Origin of the sequence: Bradyrhizobium sp. BRP22 (assembly GCF_020194175.1) — a bacterium.
GTDB lineage: Bacteria > Pseudomonadota > Alphaproteobacteria > Rhizobiales > Xanthobacteraceae > Bradyrhizobium.
Genome location: NZ_JADYVX010000068.1, coordinates 1 through 14,030, shown reverse-complemented (window position 1 = coordinate 14,030; position 14,030 = coordinate 1). Strand labels below are relative to the sequence as shown.

At 60.6% G+C, this 14,030-nt stretch carries 16 protein-coding genes and 6 pseudogenes; 14 read left to right on the top strand and 8 right to left on the bottom strand.

Annotated features, from left to right (window positions below):
• Window positions 1–120: 120 nt before the first annotated feature.
• The 4 genes and pseudogenes from I6F35_RS38590 to I6F35_RS38575 form a co-directional block, all read left to right on the top strand.
• Window positions 121–605, top strand: a pseudogene (locus I6F35_RS38590) (IS5/IS1182 family transposase); the annotation flags it as partial.
• A gap of 314 nt (window positions 606–919) precedes the next feature.
• On the top strand, window positions 920–1,147 hold the full coding sequence (locus I6F35_RS38585) for a hypothetical protein (protein ID WP_225122818.1): 228 nt from the start codon (window positions 920–922) through the stop codon (window positions 1,145–1,147).
• A gap of 175 nt (window positions 1,148–1,322) precedes the next feature.
• The gene (locus tag I6F35_RS38580) at window positions 1,323–1,589 is read left to right on the top strand and encodes a diguanylate cyclase (RefSeq protein WP_225122817.1); all 267 of its coding nucleotides are present in this window, start codon (window positions 1,323–1,325) and stop codon (window positions 1,587–1,589) included.
• A 327-nt stretch (window positions 1,590–1,916) separates the two neighbouring features.
• On the top strand, window positions 1,917–2,063 hold the full coding sequence (locus I6F35_RS38575; RefSeq protein WP_225122816.1) for a hypothetical protein: 147 nt from the start codon (window positions 1,917–1,919) through the stop codon (window positions 2,061–2,063).
• Between the two features lie 374 nt (window positions 2,064–2,437).
• On the opposite strand, the gene I6F35_RS38570 is transcribed toward I6F35_RS38575, so the two are convergent.
• From I6F35_RS38570 to I6F35_RS38555, 4 genes and pseudogenes are all read right to left on the bottom strand, one after another.
• Window positions 2,438–2,659: a hypothetical protein gene (locus tag I6F35_RS38570; RefSeq protein ID WP_225122815.1), complete on the bottom strand. Its 222-nt coding sequence runs from the start codon at window positions 2,657–2,659 to the stop codon at window positions 2,438–2,440.
• A 745-nt stretch (window positions 2,660–3,404) separates the two neighbouring features.
• A protein-coding gene (locus I6F35_RS38565; RefSeq protein WP_225122814.1) for an IS3 family transposase occupies window positions 3,405–4,588 on the bottom strand; the annotation gives its coding sequence in 2 pieces (ribosomal slippage) (window positions 3,405–4,345 and window positions 4,345–4,588; 1,185 coding nt in all).
• 74 nt (window positions 4,589–4,662) lie between these two features.
• Window positions 4,663–5,007, bottom strand: a pseudogene (locus I6F35_RS38560) (tyrosine-type recombinase/integrase); the annotation flags it as partial.
• A gap of 82 nt (window positions 5,008–5,089) precedes the next feature.
• Window positions 5,090–5,356: pseudogene (locus I6F35_RS38555) on the bottom strand (IS630 family transposase); the annotation flags it as partial.
• Here I6F35_RS38555 and I6F35_RS38550 point away from each other — a divergent pair.
• Window positions 5,357–5,533 (top strand): annotated as a pseudogene (locus I6F35_RS38550) (H-NS histone family protein); the annotation flags it as partial.
• Between the two features lie 862 nt (window positions 5,534–6,395).
• Here the strand turns inward: I6F35_RS38550 and I6F35_RS38545 are convergent.
• The gene (locus I6F35_RS38545; RefSeq protein ID WP_225122813.1) at window positions 6,396–6,923 is read right to left on the bottom strand and encodes a CBS domain-containing protein; all 528 of its coding nucleotides are present in this window, start codon (window positions 6,921–6,923) and stop codon (window positions 6,396–6,398) included.
• 635 nt (window positions 6,924–7,558) lie between these two features.
• Between I6F35_RS38545 and I6F35_RS38540 the strand changes: the two genes are divergently transcribed.
• The 7 genes from I6F35_RS38540 (at window position 7,559) to I6F35_RS38510 (ending at window position 10,488) form a co-directional block, all read left to right on the top strand.
• A complete protein-coding gene (locus tag I6F35_RS38540) occupies window positions 7,559–7,993 on the top strand; it encodes a hypothetical protein (RefSeq protein ID WP_225122812.1) in 435 nt (144 codons plus the stop codon).
• Entirely contained in the window at window positions 7,993–8,211 is a 219-nt protein-coding gene (locus I6F35_RS38535) for a hypothetical protein (RefSeq protein WP_225122811.1), read from the top strand. Before I6F35_RS38540 ends, I6F35_RS38535 begins: the two co-directional genes overlap by 1 nt.
• Window positions 8,204–8,599, top strand: coding sequence for a hypothetical protein (locus tag I6F35_RS38530; RefSeq protein WP_225122810.1), 396 nt, complete (start codon window positions 8,204–8,206; stop codon window positions 8,597–8,599). Before I6F35_RS38535 ends, I6F35_RS38530 begins: the two co-directional genes overlap by 8 nt.
• 252 nt (window positions 8,600–8,851) lie before the next feature.
• Window positions 8,852–8,995: a hypothetical protein gene (locus I6F35_RS38525; RefSeq protein WP_225122809.1), complete on the top strand. Its 144-nt coding sequence runs from the start codon at window positions 8,852–8,854 to the stop codon at window positions 8,993–8,995.
• Window positions 8,992–9,588: a hypothetical protein gene (locus I6F35_RS38520; protein WP_225122808.1), complete on the top strand. Its 597-nt coding sequence runs from the start codon at window positions 8,992–8,994 to the stop codon at window positions 9,586–9,588. The genes I6F35_RS38525 and I6F35_RS38520 overlap by 4 nt, the downstream gene beginning before the upstream one ends.
• A 6-nt stretch (window positions 9,589–9,594) precedes the next feature.
• Window positions 9,595–9,837: a hypothetical protein gene (locus tag I6F35_RS38515; RefSeq protein ID WP_225122807.1), complete on the top strand. Its 243-nt coding sequence runs from the start codon at window positions 9,595–9,597 to the stop codon at window positions 9,835–9,837.
• Between the two features lie 231 nt (window positions 9,838–10,068).
• Window positions 10,069–10,488, top strand: a complete 420-nt coding sequence (locus I6F35_RS38510) for a hypothetical protein (protein ID WP_225122806.1) — start codon at window positions 10,069–10,071, stop codon at window positions 10,486–10,488.
• 36 nt (window positions 10,489–10,524) lie between these two features.
• On the opposite strand, the gene I6F35_RS38505 is transcribed toward I6F35_RS38510, so the two are convergent.
• Window positions 10,525–10,728: a hypothetical protein gene (locus tag I6F35_RS38505; protein WP_225122805.1), complete on the bottom strand. Its 204-nt coding sequence runs from the start codon at window positions 10,726–10,728 to the stop codon at window positions 10,525–10,527.
• Window positions 10,729–10,933: 205 nt separating this feature from the next.
• On the opposite strand from I6F35_RS38505, the gene I6F35_RS38500 reads away from it, so the two are divergent.
• Complete coding sequence (locus I6F35_RS38500) at window positions 10,934–11,137, top strand: hypothetical protein (RefSeq protein WP_225122804.1); 204 nt, start codon at window positions 10,934–10,936, stop codon at window positions 11,135–11,137.
• 497 nt (window positions 11,138–11,634) lie between these two features.
• Window positions 11,635–13,053 (top strand): annotated as a pseudogene (locus tag I6F35_RS38495) (IS1182 family transposase).
• Window positions 13,054–13,067: 14 nt separating this feature from the next.
• On the opposite strand, the gene I6F35_RS38490 reads toward I6F35_RS38495, so the two are convergent.
• Both I6F35_RS38490 and I6F35_RS38485 read right to left on the bottom strand, forming a co-directional pair.
• The gene (locus tag I6F35_RS38490; RefSeq protein WP_225122819.1) at window positions 13,068–13,451 is read right to left on the bottom strand and encodes a hypothetical protein; all 384 of its coding nucleotides are present in this window, start codon (window positions 13,449–13,451) and stop codon (window positions 13,068–13,070) included.
• Window positions 13,452–13,510: 59 nt separating this feature from the next.
• Window positions 13,511–14,030, bottom strand: a pseudogene (locus I6F35_RS38485) (hypothetical protein); the annotation flags it as partial.

The window sequence follows — 14,030 nt, the reverse complement described above, 5'->3', positions numbered from 1 at the left end:
GAGCGGATATCCATGATGGCTCGGGGCAACAGCCCCAAATTGAAGCCGGATAGATTGGCGCAAACCGCTTCATCCCTTTGTCGATTCCTCTTGCAACGCGGGCGTGGTCCATAGATCGGCGTCAAAGCCTCCTTTGTCACCACCAATGGCCGGCCCCCGGGCGGCCAGTTTGTGCTGCATGCCAAGGCGCTGCGGGGCAATCCCTATGACGGGCACACGCTCGGCGACGTCATCAACAGCACCGAGACGCTCACCGGCTGTCCGATCGAGCCGACCTATGTCGACAAGGGTTATCGCGGTCACAAAACGGAAAACCCGCGCCGCGTCTTCATCTCCGGTCAGAAGCGCGGCGTCTTCGGCGTGATCAAGCGTGAGCTCCGCCGCCGCTCGGCTATCGAGCCCGTGATCGGTCACATGAAAACCGATGGTCACCTCGGCCGCTGCCATCTCAAGGGCCCGAAGGCGATGCCGCCAACGTTGTCGTTAGCGCCGTCGGCCACAACCTCCGCCTCATTCTCGCCTGGCTGAGGCTGCTGTTGTCCCTGATCCTGAACGCGTTCTTACGGCCGCTCGCCGCTCCAGCCGCGATCAAATCGGCTTCTTAACGGACGACTAGCTAGCAGGCGTCAATCCAAGCTGAATACTCAGGGCCGTGAACGGCCCTACAGGCAGCCAATCACGGATGCACTGGCGGGCAAGCCGGCCGTGGAAACATGGCCCATCGATCGGTTGCGGCCCTACGATCGGAATTCGCGGCGACATTCGGCCGAGCAAATCGCAGCATCGATCCGGGAAGGGGGCTGGGACCATGCCGATCTTGGCGGCCGATGAGGCATGGTTCTCGCCGGTTATGGACGGCTCGCGGCAGCCAAACTGCTCGGGATCGCGGAGGTCACGGTCATCGTGGCGCGCGGTTGGATTGATCAGCAAACGCGCCTACGTCATCGCGGACAATCGGCTGATCGATGCCTCCGATTGGGATGACGAGATGCTGCGGCTCGAATTGAACGACCTTCTCGAAGGCGGATTCGAGCTATCGCTGGCCAGCATCACCGAGAGCGAGTTGTGGCGGCTGTCCGTCGGCGTTGGCGAACTGGAAGCGATGCCGGAATTACCCGATCGCGAGCGCTGGCCTTACCGGGTATGACGTTCATTGACCACGCTTTTCGCAACCCCGGTATCCCCGCGCTGCTTAATCGTGAATTCGGTAGCGCGGCGGTTGCTGAAGATGGACAAGAAGGCCTGCATGCGGAAGTCGATGCGCTCGATTCTCCGGGGAGCTTCTGTCACACGACTTGCTGCTTTTCTGGGGTTAGATACATATGAGCACCCATCTTGCGGTACACGAGCCGCGCGCGTTCCGGCTGGTCACACACGCGTCGGCTTGCGCGGTAGCCGAGCGCCTTCGATCGACCATCGAAGGCACCGCATTCGACGTCGGAGCCGAACCGCCGGTCGGCGTCACCATCAGTGTTGGAGTGTCGGAGTTCGGGCGCGATGGAGACACACTTGACGGATTCCTGAACGTCGCGGATCAGCGGCTCTATCGCGCAAAATTTGAAGGTCGCAATCGTGTGTTTGTCGCGTAGGCGCTCCGCCGTGACGCCGGTTCTCGCTGTTATTATCCAAAGTCAGATCCAAAACTCCACGGCCCAATTTCTTCTCGTGGTCGATCAATTTTGTTCGCCGACGAGGTTCGCACCTCATCTGATAAGATCGAGCTGCCGCAAGAATTGTTTGTCGATGGATGAGGATTGCGCATGACGTGTTAGTCAAAGAAATCAAGTGGGGATCGTCCGTCTTTCCTGGCATCAATCACGCTACACGGCGGCGGTTCTTGTGATCGGTCAAAACTAGTAGGTGCCGCCGAGCCTTAGATTATGTCTCTATGCCGTGAACAAATAAGGAGGAGCACCATGGACGCAGGCCGACGCCAGCTCCCGAGTGGCGTGATGAGTTTGATCGGCTCTCATGTTGACGCCATTGATGCGCTGATTCCGTTTCTGTTGCCGGGCAATCTGCGGAAGACCACGCACGATTTGCGTGAGTTGACCGAGGTTTGAGGGCCGATGCCCGCGAGGCCCGCATGCCGCACGCACTGATAAGACGCGAAGAGCGGCACAATACGCGGTCTGACAGCGGAGACGACCGAGCCGCGAGCAGCCCCGGACGCGAGCCGCTGCGCCGCATGTGTATTTGATCGTGGCATGAATCCGGTCCATCTCACCTGGACCGATGACGAGATCGCGCAATATCAGAACCCACGCACTTCTGTCCTCAATAACCTGCCGACCTCGAGAAGGGCCGGGCATCCACCGATGAGTACGCAACCTGGTTCAGAAGTTGCCTGCTATCCTTGAGAGATTCTCGAATTCCGCGATCTGCGACTAGCCCCCATCCCCCTTGTTATGGCATGCAGCAACGTGGAGAAGACAGATCAAAAGAGCCCCATGTGCGAAGCCTGGTCCGCCGACATCGGCGTCGCCTGCGTGGTGGGGCGCCGCGCCGCCGATGCCAGCTCCTCCCGGAGCTCATCGACCCAGCGTCGCAGCAGACCGAGCTCCTTCGCCCCACCCGATCGATCACCGCTCGCTACCGCCAGTTCAACGGCATGGCGCTTGTATTCCTCTGTGAACAACCGACGCTGACGTCCTTGCATTCGCCACCTCCGGGCTCCCATGTCCACTCATCCGGAGGAGGTTTTTACCCCACACTGATCTCGTCCAACGCGTCAGATAGCAACGTCAGAAATCATATCAACCATTACTCGTAGGTGCTTGCCCTCCTTCTCCGCGATACAAGTCGGGAGCCCCCGGATTACGCACCGCCCTAACCCCGGGGGGCGTAACGTGGTCAGTCTCGCTAATGCAAGGGCGAATGACACACCTCGGCATTCGAACTGCGGAAAACGCGCGAACCCATTAGCGTCGTGGTCCTCCGCGCGCTAAAGGGTGGAGTCGAGGAGAGGCGCGGCGGCACAGTTACCTGTGCTCCGTTTCCTCTCCCCGCTCATCAAACTGGACAGGCAGTTTTCCCGCATCCGGCTTCCCCGACTGCTTTCCTCACAAGGCACACATCGGCGACCTCCTACGCACGCGGGTCAGTGCGAGCACGCCAGTGTCCCCACAGAACTCCTGAGAGAATTGTCTGACGCCTCGTCCTGGCGCTTTGTGTCGTCTGCGTAAAAACGCGAGCACGCGGTTATAGACGTGTCAGTCAAGGGCTTGGTGAGCCGAGGCAAGTGAACCATAGCTGAATTAAGCCGCCCAACCACCGAGGAGGCGATTGCGGCTTGCTCGAACTTGCGGCCATGCGCCCATGTTGCCCGGCACCAGCAGGTCGCTGATTTTCCTCTTGATCCGCTGGACGCTTTTCTTGACGGCGCGTGACCTTGCCCCCAAGTTTTATCCAGTCCTGAGTTCGCCCCGGCTGTTGGATTTACCCGAATGAGCGGTGGTAGCGACGGGAGCTGGTGCGGAGCCATCGGCGTAGCGCAGCGCCAGATCCCGTCGCGGGTTGCAGGTGCAGGCAAACTCCGATGGTGTTTTCCATCCGAGGCGCGAGTGGGGTCGCGTATCGTTGTAGTCGATCCGCCAATGTCCGAGTTCGACCCGGGCCTGGGCCAGCGACGTGAACAGCGTCTCGTTCAACAATTCGTCTCGGAGACGGCCATTGAAGCTTTCGATGAAGGCGTTCTGCGTCGGCTTACCCGGCGCGATGTAATGCCAGGCGACGCGGCTCTGATCGGCCCATGTCAGGATGGCGTTGCTGGTCAATTCGGTGCCGTTATCGCTGACCACCATTTTGGGCTTGCCGCGCTCGATAATCAGCCGGTCCAGCTCCCGCGCCACCCGGGAGCCCGACAGCGAGGTGTCGGCCACCAACGACAGGCATTCGCGCGTGCACTCGTCGACCACGGTCAGGATCCGGAAGCGGCGGCCATCGGTGAGCTGATCCGAGACGAAGTCGAGCGACCAGCGGTCATTCGGCGCTATCGGCACCACCATCGGCGCCCTGGTCCCGAGCGCCCGTTTGCGGCCACCACGGCGACGGACCGCGAGCCTCTCTTTCCGATAGAGCCGGAACAGTTTCTTGTGGTTGACCAGATAGCCCTCCCGCTTGAGCAGAACATGCAGGCGTCGATAGCCGAAGCGACGTCGCACCTCGGCGATCGCTCTCATGCGTTGGCGTAGGGCCGCGTCGTCCGCCCGGGTCGTCCGATATCTGATGGTCATGCGGCAACAGCCGATGGCTTTACACGCCCGCCGTTCGCTCATCCCGTGGGCGTCCACGAGATGGGCGACAGCTTTCCGCTTCCCTGCGGGCATCACCACTTCTTTCCCAGGAGGTCCTTCAACGCCGCATTGTCCAGCATGGCGTCGGCCAAAAGCCGCTTCAGCCGCGCGTCCTCCAGCGTCCTCAGCCGCTTGGCCTCCGAGACCTCCATCCCGCCAAACTTGGCCTTCCATTTGTAGATACTGGCATCGCTGACGCCGTGATTCCGGCACAGATCGGCGACCGACACGCCAGCCTCGTGCTCCTTCAATATCCCGATGATCTGCTCTTCCGTAAAGCGGTTGCGCTTCATGCTCTGGTCCTCATATGGGCCAGAGCGAACTTCAATCTGGATTAAGTCCAGGGGGCAAGGTCATTGCCCTGCTCGACCCGGATCACCATCCGCTGGCTGTCGGTATCCGCGACCTTGAGGAAAACCACCTCCGATACCCGTAATCCGGTTGGCATAGACTGTCGTCAATGCAGTGCGGCTCTTCAGGCTCGGGATCGCCTCCAGAAAGCTCACCACCTCGTCGGCACTCAGCACGATCGGCAGCTTGCGTGGCTCCCGCGCGTAGGCGATGCGCTCCGGGATCGTGCTGTGGCCGAGCGTCACGCCGTAAAAGAAGCGCAACGCACAGACAATCTGGTTAAGCGCAGGCCATGATACCCCATCGCCACCAGATGAACCTGGAACGCGTGGACATCCTCAAAGCCCAGATGGTCGGGTGATGTCCGTTGCTCCACCAGCGCCACTTGCCGTACAAAACCCCGAGACTCTAACTGCCGCCGGATGAAAATTCAGTGGCAGGTCACCATGCCGCTTGTAATCGTGCCTCTGGCCGGTGAAGGCGCGGCCATTGGGCAACTTCAGATAACCCTGCGCGCGCTCCAAAGCCTGGATCGAGGGCTTCTCGTCCAGGCACAGCACAATGGCCTTCGCGGTCGGGGCGACGTAGAGGCCAATAACATCGGCGGCTTTGGCCGTAAAGTTCGGGTCGGTGCTCTCGCACCAGGACTTGCTAGCCGCGAGGTCAATCTTGTGGCTGCGCAGGAACCGCCAGACATATTGGACGTCAAGCCAAAATATCAAAACCCCGATCAGCCGTCACAGACCTGGACAGGTCGCGGCAAGCAGCCGCGGTGGCTCGCCGCGCAATTGAAGCTGGGAAAGCATATCGACGACTTCAAAGTTCCGCCGCGGATTGAGAGCCGAGATGCTGCCCGCCCGCCGCAACCGGGCGATGAGCGAGCATGATCAGGCAATCCGGCTAATGCGTCACTCGGCCAGCTTTGCTCGCTCTCTGCTCCCGGTAAGCTCTGAATTCGGCCAGGAGTCTTTCGGGGTCCAGAGTTTCCGCCCGTCTGACCTGCTCCCTTAACCAAAGTAGTTCGGCAAATTGGTCGCCGAGATCGGTTGCGCATTGCTGGAAATTCAGCCGGCGTTTGTTCGAAAGTCGGACGTTCTGCCCCATTTCTCAAGCCCTCCCCTGCGCACGCGGCGATGCTTTATGGTTCTTTGCTCGTAAGGTCAGCAAACGAATCGGCTAGTCTAATGGCGAGGCGCACCAGCAAGCTCAGCCGGACTATTTACGTTGCCTGCTCCTCGCGATGATCGAGGCATAACAGGGCGTGTCCCACGTTCGTGGGTGAGGCGCAAGACCGAGGCTTCCCGGTGCCTCCGCGTTTGCCATCGTTAGCATCGCGGGACGCGCTCTTCGCGATTGCGCCAGCTGCTGAACGTGCTGGAGTTGAGGCCGCAGGCGTCATCAGACAGCCTTGGATGCTGGCCAGAAGGAGGGCGCCGCGAACCGCGGCGAAAGTTGATTGGGTGCGCCTTGGCAAGAAGGACGGCAGTCCCGTGGTGCTTGTGGTGGATCTGCTCAAGCCACCGCCATCCGGAAACGCTGATCGACACACATGTTCAGCGTGCTGGCTTGGCTGTCATCCAACCCGGGCTCTGCCGCACCTCACGCTCCTTCCAAGCCTCGCTGCGTCGCATATTGCGCACATTTCAGCATGCACCACACGCCCGAATTCGGTTAAGTTAAGCACGGCGCTGGATGCCATTACGCCGTCTTCTTCGTCATACCCTTTTCTGTGTTTCCTCGTGAATCGTTCTACCATCTCCGCGGGGGTGCCAGCCTTCTTCGCCTCATCCGAGAGAAGCCCCGCGCGATCAGAGCTGGCTCCGGAATTCTGGACAGGGCGATAAGTGGAGTTTCTGCCTGACGGCACGCGCGCGCGACCATTCCGACAATCGTCGCTCCTCGCACGACAGGAAGGCGCTTAATGTGGTGCTCCTCCATCAATCGAGCGACCTGTTCGAGCGGCGCATCTTCGGCGATCGTGATGGGATTCGGCGTTATGATCTGCCCAACCCTGCGGCCATGTTGTCGCGCGAAATCGACCGCGGTCTGGTCAGGGCCGGCCAAGAAAGCCAACCAGCGGCGTGGCGCTTTCTCCGTGCCGAGCTCCATTGGCCGGATGAAATCGCCTCTGAAAGGATACCTACCAGCTTGCCCGACGCGTCTTACGACCGGCAGGCCGCTGATGTGGTGCGCCAGCATGATCCTGGCTGCGTCCACCACCGGCGTATCAATGCTGGTCTTGATGACGTTATGCGACATGATCTCGTGCACGCGCATTGTGCTCTCCGGGCCGTTTCCTTGAAAAGCTACATCACGATCAGCCACCGATGTTGATCGGCATGTAAGGCCGTACACAAGAAACGAACGCGTTCAAGGACCATGATGAAACGTCAGTGCGGCAGCTGCTCCCTTTGCTGCAAATTGCTGCCGGTCCCGCCGCTGGGGAAGCTGGCGGGCAAGAGCTGCGGCTACCAAAATCCTGAAGGGCTGCACCGTATATCAGACCGCGCGCATGCCGCCCGAATGCACGCTGTGGTCCTGCCGCTGGCTCGTCAACGATGACGCTGGCGACCTGTCGCGTCCCGATCGCTCGCATTACGTTATCGACCTGATGCCGGATTACATCTCGCTGCAGGACAACGCCGACCGGCGAACTGACCAACATCCAGGTGGTTCAGATCTGGGTCGATCCCCATCACCACGATGCCCACCACGATCCCGCTTTGCGGCGGTGGTTGCATCGCCGTGCCGAGCGAGGGATCGCTGCCTTGATCCGATTCAACATCCGCGAGGCCGTCGCGGTGTTCGCGCCTCCCTTTGCCGATGGTGATTGGCACTAGATGGGGGGCATTTCGGACAGCCGAACACACACGTTCGGCGATGTCCTCAAAGCGCTCGGAGAAGCGCCAAAGATGAAAGGCAAGCGTCATGACGAAGAGAGAGAAACCGCCGGAGGTGGATCACCGACCCGGATGGGGATCAAGAACATCGGCTATGAGCTGAAAACCGGCGTTCCGACTTTCGCGGGCAATCGCTCGCATGCCCTGAAGGCCGAGGATTTCCTCACTGCCTGGATTGCGGACCATCCGACCTTCCAGGCGATCGATGCGGTGACACACTTCCGCGAGCACGGCCGGACCGATGGCGCCTGCTACACGGCGCTGCGGGTGCTGGTCGTTAAGGGCACGCTCAAAAAGCTGCCGTCCGGCAACTACACGCGGGCCACGTCAAAGCGCTGGCATCGCCGAAGACACCAGCCAAGTCGGCAGCGAAGCCTGTCGAGCACGAGCGCACCGGGCGCGAGGAGATCGAGCGTTTCAGCCGCACCCGCAAGACGGTCACGGTGATGCAGCTCCGTGAGCTGTTTCGCGAACAGGGCCGCAACGATGGGTCGGTCAGCCCGATCATCGACAAGCTGCTCAATGAGAAGGGGCTCAAGCGCGTCGGCCCCGGCGAGTACACCGCCGTGAAGCGAAAGAAGACCATCAAGCGGAGGAAATCGGCGGCATCACCGGCACCGCACCTGAACGGTGGCTCACATGCGGGGGAAACGATCAATGGCTAAGGTGGGACGGGGACACAATTCGGGTACGCTATGGTTGCGGCGCACTTGGCGCGAAATCGATAGAGACTCTGAATGCGACCGCTTCAAAGACCTCCGGCAGAAGGAGCGCATCAAGGATGCTGACCTCGCGGTGCTCGCCGGACTCGCTGGCGCCGCCGTCAAGACCATGTTCGGCGGCAAGACCCGGCGGCCGCAGCACGCGACCTTCGCCAAGATGGCTTCTGCGCTCGGGTACAAATACGACCTCGTGCGCGACGAGAAGCCGGACTATGCAGCCGAAATTCCCAAGACGAGAGAGGAGTACCGGGCATACCGCGCCACGCTCGGCAAACGCAAGGCCAAAGCGAAAGCCAAAGCCAGAACGAACGGCCACGGCAGGAGCAAGTAATGGGACAGCGTACCCGCTCGGGAAGCCGCGCGGGCCAACCGAAAGTGACGTGATGGTCGGTCGGCGGATACGGCGTCGGCGACTGGAGAAGAACCTCAGCCAGTCCCAGCTCGGAGCCGCGCTTGGCATCATTTCCAGCAAATCCAGAAATACGAGAAAGGTATCAACCGCGTCGGTGCGATCCGGCTCCAGCAGATCGCGAACGAGCTAGACATCGAGGTAGCCACGCTCCTTGCCGAGACCGGCAGGGCGTTGCCCTCGGCTGTCGATGAATTCCTCGCGACCAAGGAGGGTCATGACCTGTTCGCTGCCGTGATGCTGATCAGGCTGAATCCGAAGCGCCTGCGTGCCGTGGTCCGCGCAATCGACGCTTTCGCGAGGGAGGCTCTGCAGTGATCGAGTCAGCCGAAAACACGCCTGCGCGCGCGGACGGTCAAGTGCAAATCGACCGCGCCCCGCGCATCATCGACCAGTTCGCGTTTCGCGAAAAGCAGCCGTTGATGGATCGGCAGCGGATCGCCCGCAACAAGGCAAGCATCATTCTTGCCGATGCCATGGCCGAACGCGAGGAGCTGCTCAACGAGCTTGTCAGCGCGCACCGGCAAATGGACATGCGGCTCACGGGAAAGCTGGAGGTCACTTCCCCCGAGCTGTGGTGCGGCGTCAAGCGCCGCATCGAGCTGCTCGCGCTGTATGGCAGTGTTGCTGCCATGACGGTCCTGCATTCGCCACCCAACGAGCTGCTGCGCATCGATAAGGTCCATCTGTTCGTCTCGGTCGACGAGCAAGGTGAAGGGGTCTGCGCCGCACCGGTTCTTGGTCCCGGCACTGTCGTGCCACTGATCGCGGCCGATCAGGCCAGGCTGCGGGCACTGCTCCCCTGGGCGCGCCGCATCGCAGAGATGAGCGGCAAGCCGGTCAAGCTGCTGACGTTCACCAGCCGAAGTGAGCTGATGACGGTCACCCCGGATGGACGGGATACGGAGTGAGGCGCCATGGGCAAGAAAGAGATCATTCCGACTCCAGAGCAGACAGCGGCGATCGAGCGCTGGGAGGTCATCGCGCTGCAGGTGTACCGTAGCATGATTTACGGTGACGACGACGCGATGCTGCTGCTGGCGAAAGAGGCCGGAGAAACCGCCTTGCCGCTGGTCACGGACGACAGAGCGCGCCGCCAGATCGAGGCCTGCCTCGCGGCGATCGAGGGCTTCATGCGCGAGCGTGAGGCGGGCCGATGATGCAGGGTGAACGCTGCCCGCACTGCCGTGGCTTCATCTTCCGCGATGGGCCGCGCGGCGGGATATCGCAGAACATCGAATGCGTCGGTTGCGGCAGCCGCTTCAAGGTCGTGCGCTATTTCGGTCAACATCGTGCGGGTCGAGCGCCTGCCGCCCGAGCGCGAGGCCGGTGGAAAATGGCGGATGTTCCCGCGCGTGCTTCAATAACAACTTAGACAGGAGGGAACGGGGATGGCGGAGCGTACCACCCGAGAACTTGGCGAGCTTATCATCCTTTGCCAACTGCTCCAGATTTCGGCGGCGAAGACGCGGGGCATCCTCTCGCGGGCGCAAATCGCCGACCGGCCGATGGATCGGGCACGGCTTGAGAAGGTCCTCGTCGGCCTCGACATTGCCGAGGACAATGTCCTCAGCATCATCCGGACAACAAAAAAAGCCGCGCCCGAGGCGGGGCAACGGGCTTGTCCTGACGGTCTTGTCGGCCTCACGGTTATCCCTTCATCTCGCCAGACGCGGCGCTCCGGCATCAATGATACCGGCGAAGTTGAGCAGCAGGACGATCACGGTGAGGACGCCGATCACCACAATGACGACATTGGATCGCGCGAGGTGCCGAGAAAGCCGCTGCCGATCGGCAATCGCGCTCCGTAGATCACGGCAATGCCAAGGACGATCAGATACTCGCGCTCAGCGCGACGTGGAATTTGCAACACGCTGGAACTCGAATGCGGTGTCGCAGACGGTGCAGGTGACGCCCTTAAGCGTGTAGCCCAGGACGTGGCCATCGTGCACATAGGGCTCGGTGATGGTGGTGAACTGCTCCGGCTCGTCATTGCCGCACGTCGGGCAGTTCAGCAGGCCCGACTCGATCGCGATGATGGTCGTGGTCATGGTGGCCTCCCACAATCATTAGCAAAATCCATCTCACTTTATTGACTGGGGCGCGCACTCCTAAGTCGTCGGCGATCTCCGCTTCGCTCCGATACCGACAGCATTTGTTCAACGCAGCAAAGGTCGCGGTGGCCAGAAGGCGACCTCACCAAAAGGGCGATTCTAGCGCAAAGGGGACCTTCTATCTGGGCTCCACGAGGGTTGAATGACGGCCCGTATTTTGGAATGCCACCCCGATGAAATCGCCTTGTCGCCAGATGAGGCGACAAGGGTTGGTGGTGCGAAACTCATCGAAGTAAAGCGAAAACTCGGTCGGCAGAATCGTGAGTCCATTAAGCTGAAGGCCAGCGCCTTTATTGGAGAGATCACGCACCAGGCAGGGCTCGGAGGTGACGTGTCCCGGAATTGAGAGAAAAACATCTCGCCACACCGACTGCCTTTCAATCGACCGCCGGGAACAACTCTTTCCTTCCCATTGACGGACCTTTTCTTGCAACTTCTTTAGCTCTCGGTACTGGCGCTCCAGACTCACGCTCTCCTCCGCTTTCTTGTTGCCGCTTCCCACAACTTCCGGACTGCAACAACCGCCGCGATAGTTATATTAGCACTATCGTCAGGTTGAGGGAACTCCGGACAACTACCGGTCGTGGCCTATCCCAATTGGGGCGGGGTCCTACTTAGAACAGCGCCGAAGCGCGGCGAAGTGATGTAGTCCGCCAGGACCCGGCGCGGCATCGGCGCTCGGCCGAGCAAGCTGGTACGGCTGCTATCCCAGCTCCGGTTTGCAGTACCAACCGGACAAACACGGCAATTGCAATGTCCGCCGTGGGTCGATGCTGTCGAAAAAGGGCTTGAGGAGCCGAGCGAACAATGATTCCTGCTTAGAAGGCGGCAGGAGAGTCGGCGATGATGGGGCGGCAGGATCGAGATCAGGGGCAACTCTTCTACGAGTTAGTCTCGACGAGATGATCCCGACTGACCACCTGTTGCGACGGATCAATGTGTTTGCAACGACCGTTCTGGCCGATTTGCACCAACAGCTAAATGGGTTTTACAGCGACATTGGGCGGCCCTCAGTCGATCCCGAGTTGATGATCCGGATGCTCTTGGTCGGTTACTGCTATGGCATCCGTCATGAGCGCCGGCTGTGTCAGGAAGTGGCGCTGCACCTTGCTTACCGCTGGTTCTGCAAGCTCGATTTGGACGATAAGGTTCCGCACCATTCGACGTTCTCGGTGAACCGGCTCGGTCGCTTCCGGGAGAGCGAGATCCTGCGCCATATTTTCGAACGCGTGGTTACAACGTGCATGGCCGCCGGGCTCGTCAAGGGCGAAGGGTTCGCGGTGGATGCGAGCGTGATGGAAGCCAATGCCAGCCGCTATCATGGCAAAGCGCCCGACGAACTGGACTGGACCGACGCGCAACGTCAGAAGCGCGCCGTGGCCGAATATCTTGCTGGACTTGAGGCCGAGGCGCAGGTCCAGCAAGGCGGTGATAGCTGCGCTGGCGGTTCTGAAGGGACCCCGACCGCAGCGCCCGATCGCAAGCCGCCGAAGGTGATCTCGCCGAGCGATCCGGGTTCAGCATGGACGGCCAAAGCCAACAAACGTGTGCAGTTCGGGTATGGGCTCAACTATCTCATCGATGTTGAGCACGCAGTCATTGTCGACGTTGAACCAACGCCCGCGCGCACCTATGACGAGGTCGAGTCCACAAAGGCGATGCTCGACCGGACCGAGCGTCGCCTTAATTTGAAGCCGAAGCGGCTCGCTGCCGACACCGCTTACGGAACGGGCCGTCGGTTGGCTGGTTGGCCGCGGGATCGCTCCACATATTCCCGTTCGCGACGCAAGCGAGCGCGATGACGGCACATTTTCACGCAGCGACTTCCGCTGGGATAAGCGGCGCGGCGTCTATATTTGTCCAAACAACAAAGTGCTGCACACCACCGGCACCGTGCACGACGGCAACATGCTCCGCTACCGTGCCTCCAAATTCGACTGCGATGCTTGCGCGCTGAAGATGCGGTGCTGTCCGAACATGGCCGCCCGACAGGTGCCCCGTGATGTTCACGAAGATGCCCGCGATATTGCGCGACGGCTGATGGGGACAAAGCGCTTCCTCAAGTCGCGAGATGAACGCAAGCGCGTTGAGATGCGCTTTGCCCATCTCAAGACCCAGCACGGTTTCGAACGCATGCGGCTCAGAGGGCTCGCCGGTGCGCGTGACGAATTTCATCTCGCGGCCATCGTACAGAACCTGAAAACCCTTGCGCTTCGATCCCTCGGTCCACCCGCCGTGCTCCCGCAGGGGTCTGTTGCGTGAGATCTCCAGGAGGATCAGTCGGCTGCCGCGGCTAAACTGTCCCCGTTCTCGATCCCTGGTAATCCGGGGTGATCACAACAAAAGCCGACTTTTTCGACAGCATCGGTCATTTTCGACGGGCTCATCGGGATTTTCGGCTGGTTGATGTCCCGTTTTTGCTCGTGAGCACCGGACCAGGGGCCGGTCAGGGGCGTCGCGTTTCGACGAACGTGTGATTCAAACCCAAAACTGGGGGTCGAATCATGCGCTACGAACTCGCCGACCTGAATGGATTGCCATGAAGCCCATGCTGCCGAACAAGCCGCGCGGCGTTCCTCGGGGTGAACGACCGTCGTGTCCTTCTGGGTTTTTGTGTGTCGGCAAGTTAAATCCATCAGGTGGGTGTCGATTCTGTCCACCCCGAATGGGTCAGTGGACGTATTGCTTCTCTCGCGCGAACATTGGGCGCGATTACCACCTAATAGGCTCTGATCAATTGGTCTCTGATCGAAGTCTTGAAGGCTTCGTTAGTGGAGTAGTCAAGAACCTTCACGGGCTCACCATTGCCCGGCTTCATGTCGCAGAAGGTTTGGACGGGCGCCCCAAATCGGCTCACCAAGGCCCCTTCGGGGAGGCTGTAGCCGGTGATCGCGTAGTGGGGAGTTGCTGACCGTATCCATCTGAGATCGGCTTGGTTGGTGTACACGTGCCCGTCATACGGCACGATTCCAAATTTGCCGCTCGAAAGGAGCCTGACGGGTCGCGAAACCCAATAATCGCCGACGTACAGCCAGCCTGCAGGGAGCACTGTCTCCATGCAGCCGGTGAATGCAGAGCATACGTTGTCATGAGGAAGCTTGCCGCGCGCACACATCAGCTTCGCGGTTTGTTGCGACAGCGATCCCTTGGTCCGCACCGTTCGGTGGCGCACCGTGGCGAAGACGCTCTCGATCGGGTTCGAGCTGCGTAGGTGGATCCAGTGCTCAGCAGGGAAGTCG